The following is a 21,143-nucleotide window of genomic DNA, read 5'->3' as shown; positions in this document are numbered from 1 at the left end:
TAACAATATCGCTTATAGCACTATACGCATTTATCAAACGATCATATAAGTATGCGAGTGTGCAGGATGAAGTGGAGGCACCAAATAGTTTGCAAGGATTAAAGCAAGGTGATGTATATAAAGATAGAAGTGGTAATCAAATCATGCTGACTAGCCAAGCGCCGTTAGATTATGAAGACACACAAGCGTACAAAGATAACAAGCCGTGGTTCACAGGAATGGGGAGATGTTGAATGAAACGAGAACCAGTTTTCATTAAACCAACATACAAGTACAAAGGAGAAGTTAAAGAACATCCTATCGCACGATTAGAGTTTAAAGATGTACCAGAGAATGATATTGAAAAGGTTACATTACTATTTCGAAGGTTTGGTCAGAATTTTAGGAATGCTATCAAATGAAAGGAAGATGATGAATGAAAACATACACTCAAGAACAAGTGGATAAAATTATGGAAGATATGCATAACGGTTATAGAAAAATAATCAAGAAGCATGATGATGAAATGCAAGAATTCACTATTAAGTATATGAAAGGCTTAGTTATAAAGTCAGCATTATTAGGTTTAGTAAATGGTGCGATAATCGGATTAATGATAGGTAGTTTCTTATGATGTATAGAATGGCAATAATCGAGGTTAAAACAACTATAAAATGGAGTGAATAATTTATGGAAAAATTCAAAGTGAAGAGTAAATTTAATGAAGTTACAGCTATAAAGTTTGATGGCGAAAGATGGTTCTATCTTAGAAAAGAGGCATATCCAATGGTTGATTGTAAAGAATGTTCAATGGGAAGTTCATCATTAGGTGATTTGTTTACATTTGAGCCAGTTATAGAAACAAAAGAAGGTCAAAAGAGTTTGGGATTTAATGACTATATCATTCAAGACGAGAAAGAAGATTATTATGTGCTTGGCCAAAATGAATTTCATAATTGTTTTTCTAAGGTAGATTAAATAATAAGGAGGACTGATTGATGTACACACAAGAAGAAATAAGGTCTATGATCGATGGATATAGAAGTATGTGTAATGTATTAGAAGAATTGATACCAGACATGGATAGTAACTCAATAGCACAATATGGAATAGAAGCTACTTTGCCTAAGCCACAAGGGGTTAATAATAGTAAAGTTGAATCGTGTGTAGCATTAAAAGATAAAGTGACTACCAGACAAGCAAAGTTAATTGAAAAAATAGAGTTTATAAATAAAAAGCAAGAAGAGATTGAGGATGATGACACTTATTTCTTTATCGAATTATTAAAAAGAGGGAAAAAGAGAAATGACATATTGATAATATTAAATATTAATAGAAATGATTATACTGATTGGAGAAGAAAGATTATTGAAGATTTATATAACTCTCAATTTGAATGACAATAATGACGAAAATGACATTTATGACAGCATTTTCAGAACGTCATAATTTAAATTATAATTAGGTTAGTCAATGACTCCATTTCTTTGGTGCATGATTCCTCCCTCTAATATTTATATACAGAGCCATCTAGCAAATGCTAGGTGGTTATTGTATAATTAAATTGTGTTTAACTAATTTAAGAAAAGAGGAAATGGAATGGCAGTTAAAATTGGTTTTGTTGATGGTTCTGAAGTAAAAGTTAAAGATGGATCTCTTGAAGAAATTGAGGATAAGATTGATAAAGAGGTAAGTGTTAAATTAAGTACTGTTGATAACGAAACCTCTGATTTAAATGTTAGAGTATTTATTGATAAAATTACTTATATTCACGAACAAGTTTAAATTTTCAACGCTCACATATGTGGGTGTTTTTTTGTACACAAATTAAAAAAAGCAAATAGCATAAGGGCGTGATTGAATGAGAGAAAAATGAAATTAACTGATAAACAAGAGAAATTTGTTCTAGGACTCATAGAAGGAAAGAGCCAACGAAAAGCATATGTTGATGCAGGATATTCGACTGAGAATAAGAGTGAAAAGGATATTGATGTATTAGCAAGTAGGATATCAAATAATAGCAAGGTTAGGGCAAGGTTTGAAGAACTGCGTCAAGAAGTAGCCGAACGATCAAAATGGACACGCCAAAAGGCTTTTGATGAATATGAGTGGTTAAAGAACATAGCGAAGAACGAGATTGATGAAAATGGAATAAAGAAACCGACTGCTGATGCATTCTTACAAAGCTTAGATGGAATGAATCGTATGACATTAGGCAATGAAGAATTAGCTAATCAGAAGATACAAAAAGAAATCGAAATGATGAACAAGAAAATCGAACAAATGGATCGTGGAGATACAGCGCAAGAAGATAAGATTAAGCAATTACACGATGCTATAACGGATGTGATTAATAATGACTAATTTATCAGCACTTTACACAGATAAACAAATAGACATCCTTAAAGTGACTGAACGTAGAGATTGGTTCATGTTGATTAATCATGGTGCTAAACGTACAGGTAAAACAATATTGAATAACGACTTGTTTCTACGTGAATTAATAAGAGTTCGAAAGGTAGCAGATGATGAAGGTGTTGAAACACCACAATATATATTAGCTGGCGCAACATTAGGTACGATTCAGAAGAACGTATTAATAGAGTTGACTAATAAATATGGTATCGAATTTAAGTTTGATAAGTACAATTCATTTAACTTATTTGGCGTTCAAGTCGTTCAGACAGGACATAGTAAAGTGAGTGGCATTGGTGCTATACGTGGTATGACTGCTTATGGTGCGTATATCAATGAAGCATCACTAGCGCATGAAGAAGTATTTGATGAGATTAAATCAAGATGTAGTGGTAGTGGTGCGAGGATAATCGTGGATACAAACCCAGACCACCCAGAACATTGGTTATTGAAAGACTATATCGAAAACAAAGAACCTAAAGCAGGTATATTAGAGTTCTCGTTTCAATTAGATGATAATACATTCTTGAATGAAAGATATAAAGAATCGATTAAAGCATCAACGCCTTCTGGTATGTTCTATGAACGTAATATCAATGGGCAGTGGGTATCGGGTGACGGTGTTGTGTATTCTGATTTCGATTTAGAATTAAACACTGTAACCGAAGAAGAACTAAACGATATTCCAATGAAAGAATACTTTGCTGGTGTTGACTGGGGTTATGAACATTATGGATCTATCATCGTAATTGGTAGGAGTATAAAAGGTGATTTCTACTTAATTGAAGAACATGCACATCAATTTAAATTCATAGATGACTGGGTCGAGATAGCAAAAGGTATTGTTGAAAGATACGGTAATATTAATTTTTATTGCGATACTGCCAGACCAGAATATGTAACTGAGTTTAGAAAGCATAGATTAAGAGCAATCAACGCAGACAAAAGCGTTATGTCTGGTATAGAGAACGTAGCAAAACTATTCAAGCAACGTAAATTAAAAGTAGTATATGAACAAATGGATAGATTTAAACAAGAAATATATAAGTATGTGTGGCACCCGACTAAAGGTGAACCAATTAAAGAATTTGATGATGTAATGGATAGTTTGCGTTATGCAATATACACACATCTAAAACCCGAACGATTAAGGAGGGCTACTTAACATTGTACAAAATTGCAGATGACATAAAAGAAAATGGCGTTTTACCTAAGCATATAGAAGCTATTATAGAGTCGCATAAAGAAGATAGAGAACGAATGATTAATTTGTATAACAGATATAAAACTGACATTGATTATGTGCCTATCTTTAGAAGACAACCTATTGAGCAAAAAGAAGATTTTGAGACTGGTGGAAACGTTAGAAGATTAGATGTTTCAATTAATAACAAATTGAATAACTCGTTCGATAGTGAAATAGTCGACACCCGAGTAGGATACTTACATGGAATACCAGTAACTTATGATTTAGATGAAAACTCAACTAAAAATGATAAGTTAAAGGAATTTATCTCTAACTTTGTTATTAGAAATAATGTAGATGATGAAGATTCTGAAATGGGAAAAATGGCTGCGATATGTGGGTATGGTTCAAGACTCGCATATATCGACCGCGAAGGTAATATCAGAATTAAAAATATAGATCCATTTAACGTGGTTTTTATCGGAGAAGATATCACAGAACCGCAATACTCATTACGTTATTTCTTTGAAAAAGACGACGACAATAAAATAGAGTATGTTTACGCAGAGTTTTACGACGAACAATATTATTATGTGTTCAGAGGCGAAGGTATAGACACGTTAAACGAAATTGGAAGATATGAACATCTATTTGAATACAATCCATTGTTTGGAGTACCTAATAACAAAGAATTGATTGGCGACGCTGAAAAGGTTATCCATTTAATTGATGGTTACGACATAACAATGAGTGATGCATCTAGTGAGATAAGTCAAACGAGATTAGCTTATCTAGTATTACGTGGAATGGGTATGGATGAACAGATGATTCAAGAAACTCAAAGAAGTGGTGCGTTTGAATTATTTGATAAAGATATGGATGTAAAGTATCTAACTAAAGATGTTAACGACACAATGATTGAAAACCATCTAGATCGTCTAGAAAAAAACATTATGCGCTTTGCAAAATCAGTCAACTTTAATTCTGATGAATTCAACGGAAACGTACCTATTATTGGTATGAAATTGAAGTTGATGGCACTAGAGAATAAGTGTATGACGTTTGAGCGTAAAATGACTTCTATGTTGAGATATCAATTCAAAGTTATTATGTCTGCACTTAGACGTAAAGGATATAACTTGGATGAAGATAGCTATTTAGATATTATTTTCAAATTCACACGAAACATACCTGTAAACAAATTAGAAGAATCACAAGTACTAGTTAACTTACGAGGACAAGTATCTGAAAGAACAAGGTTAAGTCAATCTCAACTAGTAGATGATGTTCATTATGAATTACAAGAAATAGAGAAAGATGCATATGAGTTTGGAGACTCCACAAATGAAGCAGGTGGAGATAATGAAACAAGATGATATCGATAAAAGAATAGACAAACTTATTGCTCAATCCGAAAAAGAAATTGAGAAGTTATTCTCTAATAGATTAAAAGTGATTAAAGCATTAATAGAAGATATGTTCGAGAAATACGAAGGTAGTGAGCCACATATTACTTGGACTAACTTTAATAAATACAACAGGCTCAATAAAGAACTGAAACGTATAAGCGAGATGATGAATGATGATTACAAAATAGTTGCTAAGACTATTAAACAATCACAACAAAACGCTTATATCGAAAAGTATATGATGAGCCTGTTTTTGTATGAATTGGCTATTCAAAGCGATATGCAAGTTAAAGTTCCTAGTGCAGAAGTTATACAGAAAGCAATAGAACAGCCTATTGAATTTATTAAGCTTGTACCTACATTACAGAAACAACGTAATCAAGTACTAGAAAAGATACGTATGCACATCACACAGGGCATTATGAGTGGCGAAGGTTACAGTAAGATAGCAAAAGCATTACGTGATGATATAGGAATGTCTATCGCTCAATCAAAGCGAGTTGCTAGAACTGAAGCAGGTCGTGCAATGAGTATAGCTGGTCAAGATAGTGCAATGAAAGCTAAAGAGAATGGCATTGAAATGACTAAAATGTGGAATGCTACTAAAGATACACGTACTCGTGATACACATAGACATTTAGACGGTCAGAAAAAGAAACTAACAGAAACGTTCAAGTCTAGTGGGTGTGTAGGGTTATCTCCTAAAACGTTCGTAGGTGTTTCTAGTGCAAAAGAGAACATCAATTGCAGATGTAAACTTATGTATTTGATTGATGACGAAGTACCCGAAGTTATGCGCGTTAGAAATGATGACGGTAGTACGAGTGTTGTTGATTTTCAGACATATGAAGAATGGTTAAAAACTAAAGAAACGGGTGATTGATGTGGAAAAGAACACAGTGATTTTAGATTTGGATATCTATAATGAATTACTTAAAAAAGCTATGAAGTATGACGAAACAGAAGAAGATGCTAACGTGTTACGAGATATTATTAAAGAGACTAAAAAAAAGATGAAAAACGTGAATTTAGATGAGAAAAAATATGTAAAAATGTATAACCCAAGCCGACAGTCGTGAGATTGCCGGTTATTTTTATGCGTTCATTTATCCATAAGGAAGTGATCTGTATATCTCGTTTATAGCAGACGTTAGCTATTTGACCTAAGCAAGTCACTAAAAGGCTCAATATGAACTTTATGGACTTTGTGTACATGAAGGTCAAAAAGGAGCAATGAATATGAATATCGAAGAAGTAAAAGCATTTTTAGATGAAAATAAAGACTCAAACGAAGTTAAGGAGTATTTAAAAGGACTTAAAACGGTATCGGTAGATGACGTTAAAGGCTTTTTAGACACTGATGAAGGCAAGCGTTTTATTCAGCCAGAACTAGATAGATATCACACTAAAGGTCTAGAGTCATGGAAAGAGAAGAATCTTGAAAGCTTAATTGACAAAGAAGTGCAAAAACGTAATCCAGAGCAGTCGGAAGAACAAAAGCGTATAAGCGCTCTTGAGAAGGAACTGGAGAAACGTGATGCAGAAGCAAAACGTGAAAGAATTAAAAGTTTTGCATTAGGTAAAGCGCAAGAACTAAATATTCCATCTAGTTTAATAGATAACTTTTTAGGTGATACTGATGAAGAAACAGAACAAAACTTATCTTCATTAAAAGAAACATTTGATAAATATGTTCAAGACGGCGTTGAATCAAAATTTAAAAATGGTGGTCGTGATATTCGTAACAACGAAAATGATTTACCAGAATCAACAAGTGTTAAGTCTATTGAAGAAATGGCACAAGAAATTAGTTTAAGAAAATAATAAAAAGCGAGGTAATAAATTATGGCAGTTCCAAATTACACACCAAGTAATGTAATATTATCAGATTTTAAAAATGGGGTTATCCCTGCAGAACAAGGTTCATTAATTATGAAAGATATTATGGCTAATTCATCAGTCATGAAACTAGCAAAGAATGAACCAATGACAGCACAAAAGAAAAACTTTACGTACTTAGCAAAAGGCGTAGGAGCATACTGGGTATCAGAAACTGAACGTATTCAAACTTCTAAACCAGAATACGCTCAAGCAGAAATGGAAGCTAAGAAAATCGGTGTTATCATTCCATTATCTAAAGAGTTCTTAAAATGGACAGCAAAAGATTTCTTCAACGAAGTTAAACCTTTAATTGCAGAGGCTTTTTATAAGAAGTTTGACCAAGCAGTTATTTTTGGTACTGAATCTCCATACAATACTGCAACAAGTGGTAAACCTTTAGTAGCTGGTGCAGAAGAAAAAGGAAACGTGGTAAATGATTCTAATGATTTATACGTTGATTTATCTGCTTTAATGGGAACTATCGAAGATGAAGAGTTAGATCCAAACGGAGTGTTAACTACACGTTCATTTAAAGCTAAAATGCGTAATGCTTTAGACGGAAATAAACAACCATTATTCGATGCTAATGGTAATGAAATCATGGGCTTACCATTATCTTATACTGGTGCTGATGTGTTTGATAAAACTAAATCATTAGCATTAATGGGAGACTGGGACTATGCACGTTACGGTATCTTACAAGGTATTGAGTATGCTATTTCAGAAGATGCTACATTAACAACATTACAAGCATCAGATGCATCTGGACAACCAGTATCATTATTCGAACGTGACATGTTTGCATTACGTGCTACTATGCATATTGCTTACATGAATGTTAAACCAGAAGCGTTTGCTTCACTTAAACCTGCAGAAGTTACAGAAGGATAGGAGTGGTTATACATGAATAAGCAAGCTGAAGAAATAAAAGTAAAACGTGATGACCAAACTATAACGGTAACACGCAAAGCTTTCGATGCCTATTATAGCCATGTTGGTTATAAAGAGGTTAAATCAAGACGAACAACGTCTAAAAAGAGTGAGTGATGTTTATGTCTCTTTATGAAGAAATAGAATTACTTCTTAATAAAAACGGAATAGAAATAAATCCAGATGAAAGAGAAGTATTCGAAATGGAAGTTGATGGGATACTCGAAGATGTTAGAGATATTACAAATAATGATTTTGTTAAAGATGGGCAAGTTGTATACCCATTTAAAATCAAAAAGTATGTTGCTGATGTCTTAGAGTATCAACAACGTCCAGAAGTAAGAAGGAATATTAAGTCAAGGAGTATGGGGACAGTATCGTACACATACAACGACGGTATTCCAGAATATATAACTGATGTATTAAAAAGGTATAAACGCGCTAAATTCCATGTTTATAAACCTTTAAGATAATGGAGTGATTACAGTGACGTACAAAGTTATTAATTACTTCACTGACTTACAAGATGATAACCATGAATATAACGTAGGTGACGTTTTCCCTCGTTCTGGTAAGCAAGTGAGTGAAGAAAGACTAACTGAATTATCCAACACATCTAATCGTCAAGGCAAGCCTTTAATAGAACGTGTAGACGAGCAATTAAGCTATTCTGATATGAATGTATCAGAACTTAAAAAACTCGCTAAAAACCGTGATATTGAGGGCTTTTCTAGTATGAAGAAAGCAAAGTTAATCGAAGTGTTAGAAGGTAATGATCATGTTTAATCCATACGACGAATACCCTCATACAGTTGAATTAGGTTTCATTGAACAAGTAGGACAGTATCCAAATGTACAAGAGCGCTTTGTAAGCGAAAAACCAATACAAGCATTTGTGGATACACCTACGACGTCTGAAACACTTAAATTTCATCAAATGGAACAATCAGTCGATATAAACATGTATACGCCTTATCTAACTAAATTTAACCCTAAAAAAGCACATTTCAGATATAACGATAAAGTTTATCAATGCGTAGGTGACTTAGAAAATCAAGGTGGTATGAATGAAGTCCACAAAACACATTTAAAGGCTACACCATATGGCTAAAGTTAAGTATGGTAATAATAACTTAGTTGTAGCATTAGAAGATTACCGTGAAGAAATGGAAGACTGGGTTAAAGAAGGTATAGCTAAAACAACACAGATGATATATAACACTGCAGTATCATTAGCGCCAGTAGATATGGGTTACTTAAAAGAAAGTATCGATTTTATGTATAAAGACGGTGGTATGACTGGTGTGGTTAGTGTAGGCGCAGAATATGCGATCTACGTTGAGTACGGCACTGGAATATATGCTACAGGTCCTGGTGGCAGTCGTGCTAAAAAGATACCGTGGTCATATCAAGACGCAGATGGCGAATGGCATACTACAAAAGGAATGGAAGCACAACCCTTTTGGAATCCTGCTATTGATGCTGGGCGCAAAACATTCAATAAGTATTTTTCATGAGGTGATTAGATGAGATGGGTATCAGTTGAACCTGAACTATTTGTAAAGATATATAACAATTTAAAAAGTAGCGCGACCATTGACATGTTAGTTGGTGGTCGTGTTTTTGATTGCGTTCAGAAAGACGCTGTTTACCCATACATTGTTGTTGGAGAAACAAACGTCACTGAACGACCTTCAATGAATGGCATGAGAGAAACAGTCGCAGTTACATTGCATGTCTATAGTCAAGCTACTACAACGTATCAGACTAGGGACATATTAAAGTATCTCAACATTCTAGCAAGAGAAAATATAGATATAGAAGACTATGAATTGGATTGGGTTCAGAAAGATAACAGTGATGTGTTTATCGATATTGACCAATTTACAAAACATGGTGTTTTACGTCTCTTATTTAGATTTAGACACAAAACATTACAAGAAGGAGTGTAGTATATGGCGAGTTATATTGCAGTTGTAGAACCGGCAAATAATGAACTTCCGGATGCTGAGGGATACTTAGTATCTGACTTGCAAGAAGGAGAGCACAATATTTCTGCTGAATTATCAGAAAAAGTTATTGCTGGTAAAACAGATTATGAATACACAAGCGTTGCTGAAGAATTCACTTTCACTACAGGACGTATCCCTGGAGATAAAGGACAAGAACAATTCAAGAAAGCAATCAAAGCACGACAACAAGTACGTGTGTGGTTAATAGAGAAGAAAAAACAAAATGGTGTTTATCCTGCTATCTTCGGTTACGCAGTAGTTGAAGAATTAGGTAACTCATTTGATGATGAAGAAGATACAATCGAAGTAACTTTAAAAGTAAAATTCAATACTGCAGAAGGTGGTTTTGAATCATTACCACAATCATGGTTAGATCCATCTGTAGCTGGAACTACTGTTGAATACGAAGAACCGGGTGCATACAAAGGTTCATTAGAAAATCGTGAAGCAGTATCAGGTTCAGGTGCTTAATAAGGGGTTAAGTCCCCTTATTTTTTTATATCAAAAATACGAAACGTGAGGTAATAACATGTCAGAATTTAACCCTATCACTACATTAAACATTAATGGTAAAGAATACGAAGCGAAAGCAACGTTCTTTTTCGATAAAGTAGCAAAGAAATTCTCTACAGAAGAAACGGACGAGAATGGTAAAAAAGTTAAGACTCCAGGCTTTAATGTTATTTATGGTGGTATTTTAGAGCGTGAAACAGAATCTATTGCAGACTTTTGGGAATGTGCAACTGCGTATGTATCTGAAAAACCTAGTAGACACGATATTGAAGTCGCAATTATGAATGAAGTCGAAAAAACAGACGACACACTTAACTTACTGCAAGGTGCATTACAAGTTATGAACGAAAGTGGTTTTTTCAAACAGAAATCACGTCTGTACTGGTCACAGATGCAGAAAGCACCGAAGATGGCGAAAGAGGACGAGAAAGAGACAACGAAAGCCGGAATCGAGTTCATGAAAGAAAACTACAAAGAGATTATGGGAGTGAATCCTTACTAAATCTTGATGATATAAGGATACAGACTGCTAGATATCTAGGTTATGTACCTGAACGTGAATTATTCAGTATGACACCTAAAGAGTGGACTGCATGGATAAATGGTGCTAAAGAGTCATTTTTAGACCAACAAGAGTTAAATATCCATTTAGCGAAAGCTAATCAAGTGGCACAAGCTAAAGGTAATAAGCTGAAAGTTATGCAACGTAATATTGACAAAGCACGTAAATCTATATATCAAGAAAATGACACCTATAAAGCGGAACGTAAAGCTGAATTAGAAAAACGCAAACGTATTAGAGAAGTACAGAAACAAGAAGGTAAAGCTTTCTTCGACCAATTAAAGCGTAAGGAGGGATAAATATTGGATAAGCATTTTATGGCTAAAATCATGGCTAATATAAACAATTTCCAACGAAATGTTAAAAAAGCTCAAGCTTTAGCCAAAACTTCAATACCGGATGAAATTGAAACGGATATTACTGCTAATACATCTAAATTCCAACGTGGCTTAATGCGTGCAAAAGCTATGGCTCAACGTTTTCGGAAGCATACAGTAGACATAGACGCAGATACGAGTAAATTTAGACGTGCAATGTTAACTATGCAACGTGGTTGGGCGCAAACTCAGAAGGCTCAAAACAATTTCGATAACGCAATGCAATCTATGGCTCAATCGATTAGATCATTCGGTACAGTATTTTCTAATCAAATTAAAGGTACACTAATCGCTAGTTTTCAAGGGTTAATACCAATTATTGCCGGGTTAGTACCTGCCATTATGGCAGTGGGTAACGCTTTAAAAGTAGTAACTGGTGGTGCTTTAGCCTTAGCAGGTGCAGTAGCTATTGCAGCAGGTGGTTTTGTTGGATTTGGTGCAATGGCATTTACAGCAATAAATCTAGTTGGTGACGGTACTTTAAAAGCTACAAAAGAAACACGAAGATATGAAAGTGCATTGCAAGGTGTAAAAGATGCTTGGGTAGATATCGTGAGCGATAACTACACGAAAGTATTCAGTGCTATGGCTAATGGAATGAATGCAGTGAAAGTAGCATTAAAAGGTATAGCGCCATTTCTAGCTGGTGTAGCTGAAGGTATGGATAAAGCATCTGAATCATTACTACAGTGGACTAAATCAAGTAGTGTAGCTAAAGCTTTCTTTAATATGATGGAAACAACAGGCGTATCTGTGTTTAACAAAATGTTAAGTGCAGCAGGTAAATTCGGAGATGGACTAATTAATGTATTTACTCAATTAGCACCGTTATTCCAATGGAGTGCTAACTGGTTAGATCGTATCGCTACTAACTTTAGTAAATGGGCTAATAGTGCGAGTGGTCAAAACAGTATTAAGCAATTCATGGAATATACAAAACAGAATTTACCTTTAATCGGTAAAATATTCGGCAATACGTTTGCTGGTATTAATAACCTGTTAAAAGCGTTTAGTGGAAATTCTACTAATATATTTAAAGCGTTAGAAGGAATGACACAAAAATTTAGAGATTGGTCAGAAACGGTTGGCAAATCAGAAGGATTTAAGAAGTTCGTTGATTATGTTCAACAAAATGGACCGAAAATCATGGACTTAATCGGCAATTTAACAATGTTGCTTGTGAATTTCGGGACTGCAATGGCACCAATAGCAAGTAAGATACTTGATGTAGTGAATGCAATCATTAGCTTTACAAGTAACTTATTTGAAGCGCATCCAGGAGTTGCAAAGTTAGTCGGTATTATGACTATTCTAGGTGGTATATTACTCGCAGTCGTTCCTACGATTGCACAGGTAGCTATATTCGTCAAAGACTTATTGATTCCATTCATAAGTTGGGCAAGTAAAGCAGGTATTGTTAGTAAAGCTATGGGCGTTCTCAAAGGAGTGCTTGGTAAGTTAGCATCTCCACTTACTTTACTTAGAACTGCATTCGGGGCGATAGTTGGCGCTTTAGGTGCTATCAGTGCGCCAGTATGGATAGTGATTGGTGTTATCACAGCATTAATCGGTGTAATTACTTATCTATGGAAGACGAATGAAGATTTCAGAAATGCAGTAGTGAACGCATGGAATACGATCAAAGACAAAGTTAGTGAAGCAATAACTGGCGTTATAAATTGGTTTAAACAGTTATGGAGTAGCATTCAAACTACATTACAACCTATCATGCCATTATTACAACAAATAGGTGGTGTAGTTAGTGAAGTATTAGGCGCAACATTCGTTGGTGCTATTCAACTACTTATGCTTGTATTTAATCAGCTATGGACTGTTACACAAGTTGTATGGCAAGCGATCGGTGGCATTATCATGGCTGCCGTTCAATTAATAACAGGTATATTCACAGCGTTTATGCAGTTATTATCTGGAGACTTTAGTGGTGCGTGGTTAACACTACAAACTACTATATCCACTGTAATGGATACTATATGGTCAACTATCCAATCTATATGGACGACTATTTCAGAATTCTTCTTCAGTATCTACAACACGATACTAGGTACTACTATTTCTAGTTGGTCTGAAATGTGGTCATTCATTAGCGGTAAGTTACAAGCTATACTTGGTAGCGTAATTAGTTACTTTGGTCAGATACTAAGTAATATCATTAGTTACATGTCACAAGTGCTTGGGAATATCATTTCTACATGGAGTAGCATTGTTAGTAACATTTCTAATTATCTTGCTAACGCAGTAAGCGCAGTGATCAATGGCATGTCTAACATGTTATCTAGTGTAGTTAATGGTATGGTCAATATCGTTAACGCAGCAATCAACGGCATGGTCAATTTCGTTGGTGCAGTAAGAGACGGATTAAGTCAAGCGGTAAACGCAGCACTAAGTTTCGTCGGAGATTTCATTTCTGCGGGTACAGATTTAATCATGGGTATGGTACAAGGGGTTAAAAACGCAGCAGGTGCTTTAGTAGATGCAGCGGTTTCAACTGTACAAAATGCAGTAAGTGCAGCTAAATCAGCGTTGAAAATTAACTCTCCATCTAAAGTGTTCGCAGAAATCGGTATGTGGACTGTAATGGGTATGGTCAAAGGTATAGACAAACATGGTGGTTCAGCGATTGCTAGTACCGAACGATTAGCTAACTCAATTACTAACGCATTTAATCCACAATTAGTGCCTAGTGTAGATAGTAGCCTTATGCGTGATGGTATTTCATCAGCTGTCGGTAACATTGACGGTTATATTGATTCAGATGTAAGACATAGCATTGCAGAAAATAGTAAACCAATCGTTAACGTTACTGTACGCAATGAAGGAGATATCGAGTTGATTAAATCTACAATTGAAGATATGTCAGCGAAAGAATATTACAGTTAGAAGGTGATGAATTGTTAGTTAATGATTTAGAAATAATTAAAAATGGCAAGGCGTATCGTGTTAGTAACAATGAATTTACCAACAAAGATATCAAGGTAATATCGTTTAATGTAGCTGGCATTGACCATAATTATAGTTACGAGGAAGTCGACCGTTTACATGGTCGATTTCTTAATGCTTATACAAATAAAAAGAGAAGTGCAAAGATTGTTTTATGGTATAGCGTAGATAAATTATCACATGCAGTGCATTTGAAAAATAACATCGCTAAATTATTTAGTGGTCAATGTTACTACAGAGAATTAAAAGCAGTTAACCCTGAAATTAAGTTTGAAAGTTTTGGAAGTAAATCACAAAATTTCAATTTAGATTATGTGAGTGGAAAACAAATTAAATTAGTACTCATTAATGAATTTGATTTTGATACTTCTCAACTATCAGGAGAAATAGAGTTAGAATTCGAGACGGTTGGTTTACCTTACTTCGAAAGTATTGGAAGAAGTTTAGATTTACAAACTGGTGTTAATAGACGTTTCTGGTCATCTGATATGGAGATTGATTGGGTCAAAGAAGATAGAAAACGTTTCTATACATTTGAAAATGTTTATAAAGATTCTGTTTATTATCACGGTGATGTAGATATCAGCCAATTTAACTTTGATTATAATGTGACAATTATTATCGGAGAACCTACAAAGAAATTTATATGGTATCTCGAAGATTCAGAATTGATGATAATAGAGGATTTAGAATTAAAGCCTGGTGACACGATAAAATATGATGGTATCCAAACTTTTAAAAATGGTGTGCCCATTAATGAAACCAGAATGACTAACCCTACTTTTAAAGAAGGTTGGAATACATTCAAGTTTAATCAAAACGTCAGAAAAGTTGTTTTTGATATGAAGTTTTACTATAAGTAGGTGCATAAATGACTATAAAATTATTTAACAAAATAGGCAAAGCATATCCTCTTCAAGTTAACACAGTTACTTCTAAAAAGTTAAATGATGAGGGGCAACTCACATTTGAAATAATAGAGAACGAATCAAATTATGATGTTATAAAATCAATATCAAAATTTTGGACAATAAGGAATGTTGACGGAATAAATGATTTAGAAGAATATAAAATTATTCTTATTGATCGTGACTCGATAGGTACAAGACAAAGAGTCAGTGTAGTAGCCAGAGAGAAACACTTAGATGACTTAATGGCTAAACGTATACATGATAGTTATACTGGTTCATTATCAGCTAGTAGATACTTTGAAATAGTTTTCGAAGATACTGGTTACAAATTTACTATTTCTCAAAGCGTAGGTAGTTCTAGGTGGGAAAACTTGGGCGAAGGAGATTCAAGATTTGAAATGTTTCAAGATGGTTTGAAACGTTACGGTCTCGAATATGAATATAATCCTAAAACTAAAACTTATGCCCTTAGACCTTCAGTACAAAATGAAGTTAAATACTACATTAGCACTAAAATAAATGCTAATAACTTAAAAATAGAAGAAGATGCTTCAGAAGGTTATACATGGATACAAGGATTTGGAGATTTTGAAGAAAACTCTAAATATCAAGATGCTTTCTTACAAGTAAAATATGTTCATCCTCTAGCTGATGTAATAGGCATGCGTGAAGCACCACCTGTAATAGATGGAAGAATAACTAAAGAGAATACGATGAAAGCTAGATTAGAAGAAGTAATTGATAATTCAATCAAAGTGTCGTTGTCTTTAGACTTTATAGCACTAAGAGAAGATTTTCCTAGTGCAATACCTAAAGTAGGTGATGTAGTCCCAATAAGGGATGACGTAACTGACGTATTCGATAGTGTAAGAATTATTGAAGTTACCACTACTAGAGATGTAAATAACGAAATCATTAAGCAAGATGTTGTACTAGGAGAGTTTAGAAGGCGTGATAGGTATCGTAAGTCAGCAAATAAGGCATCGAAAGCTATCAATCAAATTGAAAGTTCTGGTGGTTTAGGTGGTCTTGGTGGTGGATTAGCAAAAACTATTACTAACGTAACAAGTAAAGTAGATGCTTTAAATTACTCAACTAGAGATATTATAGATATGGCAAATTCATTAAATGCAAACGCGGAAGGTATCAGTGCAGGAGACGATACTAATCGCGTTTATTTTAATTCTGACGGATCTATTCAAAAAAGTAATGATGGTGGAGAAACTAAGCAAACGATAATTGATAGCAACGGAATTAATGAAGATGCTTTACCGAAAGTTTCTGAAAGTCAAAATGGATTAATGTTAAAAGATGATAAGAAGAAGTTGAATCAGTTAGAAGTTGCTAAACAATTAACTACTGAACAAGTGGACAATATCAACAAGGTACCAGTTATCAATGAAAAACAGACTAATTTAGAAGATGCTTTTAAAGGTTTTGTTGGTGTTACTGACTGGCTTTCTTACGCCAATAGTGTTGCTAGTGGCGTACAAGCTAATACTATGTATGCTAGTAGTGACGGTCTAAAGTGTGAATTAAAAGAAGTGAGGATTGGCGTTACTGGATTAACACCAGTAGTTAGATATAAAACCATCACATATAATCTAAGAAATTTTAAATTAGGAGAACAAGTCGCTCAATTACCTTCTGGTTTTTTAACTAAAACTCAAGTATTTCCTGCTTTCGGTAATGGGAATATGAGTTCTTACCGTATCGAAATAACTAAAGATGGGAAGATGATGGTACATGGTGGTTCGAACGATAAAACATTAACCACTGATAGGTATTGGATTTATGGTCAGCATACTTGGATTGAATAATAAGGAGGCTTAATATGGCTAAAAAAGTAGATTTACAGAAAAAGTTATCTGATGTGTTTGATAGATATCACGTATCACAACATGAGGATAATTATCATGTAATCGAACAATATATAAATGCTAATGAAGTTGAGAAAGAATTACACAAAAGTACAGAAAAAGATGCTCATTTATCTAACCAGATAAAACATATTACAAGACATAATCAGAAAACGGATGTTCAAAGTGAGTTGAATTATCTACACGAACAGAACGAACATTTAATTTTAGGTAATTTAGGTAATGGTCAACAAGAAGTAAGAGGTAGTCGTGTATCTATGGATGCCATCCAACATAATACGTTAGATGCTAGGTTATATCATGACTTTTTAAGAGAAAAGAATAACCGTGAAAAAGGTTACGAAGAATTAAAAGACAAAATCAATCGTGTTGTTAACGTTGATGAATTCGGTGCAGATCCAACTGGTGTTAAAGATAGCACAAGCGCTTTCCACAAAGCGTTTGGAGATGGTAATGTACAAGTAACTATGTCAGCAGGTACTTACAAAATTTATGGACTTAAATTACCGAATAACACTCGTTTAATCGGTCAAGGTAAAGATATAACTACAATACGTATAGCTGATGATGCTAAAAATGATGTAATTGGTGTAACGAATGCAAACATGAGCGGAAACGCTAAAAATATATCAGTTGAAAGTTTTACACTAGACGGTAATAAATGGAGACAAAATAAAAGCCTTGGTCCTGCTGGTGGTTCATTATCAAGTGGAATAAGATTTGCTGGTGTTAAACACGGTTATTGTTATAATGTCAAAACTATAGATACTTTATTACATGGCATAGATGTCACTTATGCAAATGATGCTTATTATTATGGTGGTGATGGTTCAAGAGTTTCTGAATCACTAGAAAGCAAACATATCCATATTGATAATTGTGAAACAACTGGCCATGGTGACGATGGTATTACTACCCACCATAGTAGATACTTGCTAATTACAAACAATTATTCACATCATCCTACACCTGGTGGAAACAGAAACGGCATAGAAGTCGATGACGGCTCGCAATTTGTTTTCTTATCAGATAATAGGACTGAACATTGTTTTGGTGGATTAGAAATAAAAGCGCATGAACCAGCAAGCGCATCTAATGGTATTGTTGTTAATAACCATTTAGACATCGGTTCTACTCGTGCTTATAACATTAGACATATCGGACATCATAGAGCGACTGATACCAAAACTAAAACAGCTTTTAGTGTATCATTAAGTAACTGTATGTCACTTAACCCTAGATATAACGGTGTATACCCTAATACAACAGCAAGAGCAATGGTAATCAGCGCATACACAAATGTTTTAGTATCAAATTTCACTGCTATTGGTGATAGTGATTTTGCTAAAAAAGCAGATGGAACTAAAGACATGAATATGCCAGCAATTGCTGTACAATTTATGGCTCAAAACGTTGTTCTTAATGGTATAAATGTGACTGGGTTTAAAGATGCTGGTGCAGATATACGTTTCTTTGGTGGAACGAATAGAGGAGAGAATTATGTACTATCAAACTTCAATATCTATAACTCTTCTAATTCCATGGGAGTTGCATCAGGTGGTGCTGTTAATAGGCTTAAATTAAGTAACGGAAATATTTTAGGTAACGGTTCAGGTATCGGCGTTAGACTTACGAATAACACTGCAAGTATTCATGGTGTATCTGCAACCAGATATGATACAATTGCGCAAATAGCGGGTAAAAAGTATAATGTTGTCCCTACCGCCTCAAAAGGTGGATTCAGTGGTGGTGTGACTGGTGGTGCAGCTATTGCGCCACGTTCGGCGGCATTAGCGAGTACAGGCGGTTCATATGCACATAGCGATAGAAGTTGGATAGCTGGCGTAGGTGCTAATACTCAAGCTAGAGGTTCTAGAAGTTCAGTAATGAATTCTCTAGAATCAGAAACCTTACAAGGTAATTATTGTCAAACAATTGTAAATAGCCGAGGTGTTAAATCAAATGGTAATTACCAATTCTTATTAGGTTATGGTCAAGGTCGCGCTAAATACGAAAATACCACAATAGAGATGAACTCAGTTGGCGGTAATATTAAAGCTAAAGGTTCAATACAATCTGGTCAAAACTTCGGTGACTATGCCGAGTACTTCGAATCACAAAGTGGACAACCAATACCCAATGGTACGATTGTAGCTTTAGATGGACGTTATGTAAGAAAAGCGCAATTAGGAGATATTCCACTGGGTGTTATAAGCGCTACTGCTGGGGTTATTTTAGGTGACCAAATGTTTCATCACAAAGATAAGTTCTTAAAAGATGAATTTGGCGCAACACTTACTGAATTAGAACTAAAAGAATGGCAAGATGATGAAGGCAATTGGTATTCAGAAGAAGTTGAAGTACCTATTTCTAATCCAGATTATGTTGAATCAGAAGATGACTATATACCACGTTCACAACGTCCAGAGTGGAATGTGGTAGGTTTAATCGGACAAGTATTTGTTCGTTATCGTGGCGATCTTCAAGCTAACGATTACATCAAAGCTGATGCTGGTATTGGTTACAGAGATAACGTAAATGGTTATTACAGAGTTCAAGAAATCACAACGCCTTATGACCCTAAAAAAGGTTATGGCGTAGCTGTTTGTTTCATACACCCTATTACAAAAGGTGGTAATAAAAATGTCTAATATTGATAAAATTGCAAAAATAAATTTAGAAAATAAACCTTATGTGAAGCCGATATCTAATGTAGATATTGGCTTTTATAATTTGGATAATGGTACAGCAAAATTACAATTTGTTATAACTAGAGATGGATTTCCTATGCAAATGGGTCCAGTGAACGTAACAGGTTATCTATGGTTAAAATCAACTAATGGCTCTATGTCTGGCCAATTAAACTTAGAAATTATAGATGGATTGAATGGTGTTGTCGGTGTAACGATACCTAACTGGTTTTTAGTAGGTGCAACTAATACGACAGTAAGCGGACAGATCATCTTAGCAGTTAATGAGAACACAGATATAGCAACTTTAGGAGAATTTAGTTTTAAAGTAGCTGATACAATTCCAAACCAAATTAAAGGTGAAATCAAAGTACAATATTTTAGAATGTTTGATGACATGAAACAAGCGTTAGAAGATAGAGTACATGATTTTGAAACGAGATTTGATAATTTAGATGAACTAATCGTTAACGTTGAGTCAACTGTAGCGAATGGTATATCTCAAATTAAAACATCAGTTACTAACGCTGAAAAAAATGTAGGAGATATTAAAACACAAGCTAATTCAGAAATAAAAAATGCTTCTAATCAAGCTGTAACGGACGTCAATACTGCTAAAGATAGCGCTATTTCAACTATGAATAGTAAAGTAGATGAAAGCATAAATAAGGTATCTACAACTTCTACTGGTGCTATAGAACATGTTGATGGCAAAATATTAGAGTTCAATACACATATTGAAGAAAATAGTTTTGTTCAACCTACAGATTTAGATAATAAATTGAATGAGTTGCAGTGGCAGAAGTATAAACTAACTAATGACGATGGCACTTATCCGATGATTAACATTAATAATGATTTAGAATTATATCATAATTTGAATATAGGAAACTATTACACAACTAATACCCCTATTAGTGGAATAGGCGCTACTTCAACAGCAGGCTTTACAGAGGTTAGAGAACAAAGCCCTAAAACTGTGAAACATATGACATTTAGACCTTATAATTCTAGTCAAATATTCACCAAATATTTTTATAACACGTGGTCAGAATGGAAATTAATAAATATCCCCCAATCCGACACTGGTTGGATTCCATTCCAATTAATCAATGGTGCTTTGAGCAATACAGCTTATAAAGGTGTCGATGATAGAGGTTTTGATTGTGCATATAGAACTATCACAAATGGTACTGAAGTTATTAAAAAACTAAGAATCAACGGCACTAATTTAACACCTAATCAAGTTATCGCTCAACTTCCATCTAACTTTGCTAAAAATACTCAAGCCTTTCCTGTACGAGTTCCAAATTCATCGGCAGGCGGATATGTAGTTATAAGACCTAATGGACAAGTTAATTTTTATGTTCCCTATGATACTAGCAAATGGAATGAAACAGGTTATGCATACGGTGAATGTACTTGGCACGATTAAAGGAG

Annotated in this window: 27 protein-coding genes; all 27 read left to right on the top strand. The window is 34.5% G+C overall.

Annotation, left to right across the window (positions count from 1 at the left end; translation table 11 throughout):
- Positions 1-233, top strand: a 233-nt coding sequence (locus tag LQ694_RS06470; RefSeq protein WP_239771920.1) for a hypothetical protein, incomplete at its 5' end; no start/stop codon positions are given.
- On the top strand, positions 234-401 hold the full coding sequence (locus LQ694_RS06465) for a hypothetical protein (protein WP_239771919.1): 168 nt from the start codon (positions 234-236) through the stop codon (positions 399-401). It abuts the gene before it with no gap.
- 14 nt (positions 402-415) lie between these two features.
- Positions 416-613 (top strand): hypothetical protein, encoded by a 198-nt coding sequence (locus tag LQ694_RS06460; RefSeq protein ID WP_239771917.1) that lies wholly within the window; start codon positions 416-418, stop codon positions 611-613.
- A gap of 56 nt (positions 614-669) precedes the next feature.
- The gene (locus LQ694_RS06455; RefSeq protein WP_239771915.1) at positions 670-957 is read left to right on the top strand and encodes a hypothetical protein; all 288 of its coding nucleotides are present in this window, start codon (positions 670-672) and stop codon (positions 955-957) included.
- A gap of 20 nt (positions 958-977) precedes the next feature.
- Positions 978-1,379 carry a hypothetical protein gene (locus LQ694_RS06450; protein WP_239771913.1) on the top strand — a complete coding sequence of 134 codons (402 nt, stop codon included), beginning with the start codon at positions 978-980 and terminating at the stop codon, positions 1,377-1,379.
- Between the two features lie 199 nt (positions 1,380-1,578).
- A complete protein-coding gene (locus tag LQ694_RS06445) occupies positions 1,579-1,764 on the top strand; it encodes a hypothetical protein (protein ID WP_239771911.1) in 186 nt (61 codons plus the stop codon).
- A gap of 72 nt (positions 1,765-1,836) precedes the next feature.
- Positions 1,837-2,343 carry a terminase small subunit gene (locus LQ694_RS06440; protein ID WP_239771909.1) on the top strand — a complete coding sequence of 169 codons (507 nt, stop codon included), beginning with the start codon at positions 1,837-1,839 and terminating at the stop codon, positions 2,341-2,343.
- Entirely contained in the window at positions 2,336-3,559 is a 1,224-nt protein-coding gene (locus LQ694_RS06435) for a PBSX family phage terminase large subunit (protein WP_239771907.1), read from the top strand. The genes LQ694_RS06440 and LQ694_RS06435 overlap by 8 nt, the downstream gene beginning before the upstream one ends.
- Positions 3,560-3,561: 2 nt before the next feature.
- On the top strand, positions 3,562-4,956 hold the full coding sequence (locus LQ694_RS06430) for a phage portal protein (RefSeq protein ID WP_239771905.1): 1,395 nt from the start codon (positions 3,562-3,564) through the stop codon (positions 4,954-4,956).
- On the top strand, positions 4,925-5,872 hold the full coding sequence (locus tag LQ694_RS06425; RefSeq protein ID WP_239771903.1) for a phage head morphogenesis protein: 948 nt from the start codon (positions 4,925-4,927) through the stop codon (positions 5,870-5,872). The genes LQ694_RS06430 and LQ694_RS06425 overlap by 32 nt, the downstream gene beginning before the upstream one ends.
- Before the next feature lies 1 nt (position 5,873).
- A complete protein-coding gene (locus LQ694_RS06420; RefSeq protein ID WP_239771901.1) occupies positions 5,874-6,068 on the top strand; it encodes a hypothetical protein in 195 nt (64 codons plus the stop codon).
- Between the two features lie 160 nt (positions 6,069-6,228).
- Positions 6,229-6,813, top strand: coding sequence for a DUF4355 domain-containing protein (locus tag LQ694_RS06415; protein ID WP_204172960.1), 585 nt, complete (start codon positions 6,229-6,231; stop codon positions 6,811-6,813).
- Between the two features lie 21 nt (positions 6,814-6,834).
- Positions 6,835-7,761, top strand: a complete 927-nt coding sequence (locus LQ694_RS06410) for a phage major capsid protein (protein ID WP_204172959.1) — start codon at positions 6,835-6,837, stop codon at positions 7,759-7,761.
- 12 nt (positions 7,762-7,773) lie between these two features.
- On the top strand, positions 7,774-7,917 hold the full coding sequence (locus LQ694_RS06405) for a hypothetical protein (RefSeq protein WP_191835796.1): 144 nt from the start codon (positions 7,774-7,776) through the stop codon (positions 7,915-7,917).
- Positions 7,918-7,922: 5 nt separating this feature from the next.
- The gene (locus tag LQ694_RS06400; protein WP_204200760.1) at positions 7,923-8,273 is read left to right on the top strand and encodes a head-tail connector protein; all 351 of its coding nucleotides are present in this window, start codon (positions 7,923-7,925) and stop codon (positions 8,271-8,273) included.
- A 13-nt stretch (positions 8,274-8,286) separates the two neighbouring features.
- Positions 8,287-8,586 carry a Rho termination factor N-terminal domain-containing protein gene (locus LQ694_RS15590; protein ID WP_239771898.1) on the top strand — a complete coding sequence of 100 codons (300 nt, stop codon included), beginning with the start codon at positions 8,287-8,289 and terminating at the stop codon, positions 8,584-8,586.
- On the top strand, positions 8,579-8,911 hold the full coding sequence (locus LQ694_RS06390) for a phage head-tail adapter protein (protein WP_239771895.1): 333 nt from the start codon (positions 8,579-8,581) through the stop codon (positions 8,909-8,911). The genes LQ694_RS15590 and LQ694_RS06390 overlap by 8 nt, the downstream gene beginning before the upstream one ends.
- Complete coding sequence (locus tag LQ694_RS06385) at positions 8,904-9,317, top strand: HK97-gp10 family putative phage morphogenesis protein (protein WP_239771892.1); 414 nt, start codon at positions 8,904-8,906, stop codon at positions 9,315-9,317. Before LQ694_RS06390 ends, LQ694_RS06385 begins: the two co-directional genes overlap by 8 nt.
- Positions 9,318-9,326: 9 nt before the next feature.
- Positions 9,327-9,752, top strand: a complete 426-nt coding sequence (locus tag LQ694_RS06380) for a DUF3168 domain-containing protein (RefSeq protein WP_239771889.1) — start codon at positions 9,327-9,329, stop codon at positions 9,750-9,752.
- 3 nt (positions 9,753-9,755) lie between these two features.
- A complete protein-coding gene (locus LQ694_RS06375) occupies positions 9,756-10,283 on the top strand; it encodes a phage tail protein (protein ID WP_239771887.1) in 528 nt (175 codons plus the stop codon).
- A 58-nt stretch (positions 10,284-10,341) separates the two neighbouring features.
- On the top strand, positions 10,342-10,827 hold the full coding sequence (locus LQ694_RS06370; RefSeq protein ID WP_239771883.1) for a tail assembly chaperone: 486 nt from the start codon (positions 10,342-10,344) through the stop codon (positions 10,825-10,827).
- Positions 10,828-10,895: 68 nt separating this feature from the next.
- Entirely contained in the window at positions 10,896-11,186 is a 291-nt protein-coding gene (locus LQ694_RS06365; RefSeq protein WP_239771879.1) for a hypothetical protein, read from the top strand.
- A 3-nt stretch (positions 11,187-11,189) separates the two neighbouring features.
- On the top strand, positions 11,190-14,162 hold the full coding sequence (locus LQ694_RS06360; RefSeq protein ID WP_239771877.1) for a phage tail protein: 2,973 nt from the start codon (positions 11,190-11,192) through the stop codon (positions 14,160-14,162).
- 11 nt (positions 14,163-14,173) lie between these two features.
- On the top strand, positions 14,174-15,085 hold the full coding sequence (locus LQ694_RS06355) for a phage tail family protein (RefSeq protein ID WP_239771875.1): 912 nt from the start codon (positions 14,174-14,176) through the stop codon (positions 15,083-15,085).
- 8 nt (positions 15,086-15,093) lie between these two features.
- Positions 15,094-16,953 (top strand): tail tube TT1 domain-containing protein, encoded by a 1,860-nt coding sequence (locus LQ694_RS06350; RefSeq protein ID WP_345772305.1) that lies wholly within the window; start codon positions 15,094-15,096, stop codon positions 16,951-16,953.
- A gap of 14 nt (positions 16,954-16,967) precedes the next feature.
- Entirely contained in the window at positions 16,968-19,664 is a 2,697-nt protein-coding gene (locus LQ694_RS06345; RefSeq protein WP_239771871.1) for a peptidase G2 autoproteolytic cleavage domain-containing protein, read from the top strand.
- The gene (locus LQ694_RS06340) at positions 19,657-21,138 is read left to right on the top strand and encodes a BppU family phage baseplate upper protein (protein ID WP_239771869.1); all 1,482 of its coding nucleotides are present in this window, start codon (positions 19,657-19,659) and stop codon (positions 21,136-21,138) included. The genes LQ694_RS06345 and LQ694_RS06340 overlap by 8 nt, the downstream gene beginning before the upstream one ends.
- Positions 21,139-21,143 lie beyond the last annotated feature (5 nt).

This window comes from Mammaliicoccus sp. P-M58 (assembly GCF_022386165.1).
Classification (GTDB): Bacteria; Bacillota; Bacilli; order Staphylococcales; family Staphylococcaceae; genus Mammaliicoccus; species Mammaliicoccus sciuri.
This window is presented reverse-complemented; position numbering and strand designations above follow the sequence as displayed.

Bases quoted from the DNA above. Each gene is read 5' to 3' on its own strand.
- LQ694_RS06465 (WP_239771919.1), top strand. From the start codon at position 234: ATGAAACGAGAACCAGTTTTCATTAAACCAACATACAAGTACAAAGGA.
- LQ694_RS06460 (WP_239771917.1), top strand. From the start codon at position 416: ATGAAAACATACACTCAAGAACAAGTGGATAAAATTATGGAAGATATG.
- LQ694_RS06455 (WP_239771915.1), top strand. From the start codon at position 670: ATGGAAAAATTCAAAGTGAAGAGTAAATTTAATGAAGTTACAGCTATA.
- LQ694_RS06450 (WP_239771913.1), top strand. From the start codon at position 978: ATGTACACACAAGAAGAAATAAGGTCTATGATCGATGGATATAGAAGT.
- LQ694_RS06445 (WP_239771911.1), top strand. From the start codon at position 1,579: ATGGCAGTTAAAATTGGTTTTGTTGATGGTTCTGAAGTAAAAGTTAAA.
- LQ694_RS06435 (WP_239771907.1), top strand. From the start codon at position 2,336: ATGACTAATTTATCAGCACTTTACACAGATAAACAAATAGACATCCTT.
- LQ694_RS06425 (WP_239771903.1), top strand. From the start codon at position 4,925: ATGAAGCAGGTGGAGATAATGAAACAAGATGATATCGATAAAAGAATA.
- LQ694_RS06415 (WP_204172960.1), top strand. From the start codon at position 6,229: ATGAATATCGAAGAAGTAAAAGCATTTTTAGATGAAAATAAAGACTCA.
- LQ694_RS06410 (WP_204172959.1), top strand. From the start codon at position 6,835: ATGGCAGTTCCAAATTACACACCAAGTAATGTAATATTATCAGATTTT.
- LQ694_RS06405 (WP_191835796.1), top strand. From the start codon at position 7,774: ATGAATAAGCAAGCTGAAGAAATAAAAGTAAAACGTGATGACCAAACT.
- LQ694_RS06400 (WP_204200760.1), top strand. From the start codon at position 7,923: ATGTCTCTTTATGAAGAAATAGAATTACTTCTTAATAAAAACGGAATA.
- LQ694_RS06390 (WP_239771895.1), top strand. From the start codon at position 8,579: ATGTTTAATCCATACGACGAATACCCTCATACAGTTGAATTAGGTTTC.
- LQ694_RS06385 (WP_239771892.1), top strand. From the start codon at position 8,904: ATGGCTAAAGTTAAGTATGGTAATAATAACTTAGTTGTAGCATTAGAA.
- LQ694_RS06380 (WP_239771889.1), top strand. From the start codon at position 9,327: ATGAGATGGGTATCAGTTGAACCTGAACTATTTGTAAAGATATATAAC.
- LQ694_RS06375 (WP_239771887.1), top strand. From the start codon at position 9,756: ATGGCGAGTTATATTGCAGTTGTAGAACCGGCAAATAATGAACTTCCG.
- LQ694_RS06370 (WP_239771883.1), top strand. From the start codon at position 10,342: ATGTCAGAATTTAACCCTATCACTACATTAAACATTAATGGTAAAGAA.
- LQ694_RS06365 (WP_239771879.1), top strand. From the start codon at position 10,896: ATGACACCTAAAGAGTGGACTGCATGGATAAATGGTGCTAAAGAGTCA.
- LQ694_RS06350 (WP_345772305.1), top strand. From the start codon at position 15,094: ATGACTATAAAATTATTTAACAAAATAGGCAAAGCATATCCTCTTCAA.
- LQ694_RS06345 (WP_239771871.1), top strand. From the start codon at position 16,968: ATGGCTAAAAAAGTAGATTTACAGAAAAAGTTATCTGATGTGTTTGAT.
- LQ694_RS06340 (WP_239771869.1), top strand. From the start codon at position 19,657: ATGTCTAATATTGATAAAATTGCAAAAATAAATTTAGAAAATAAACCT.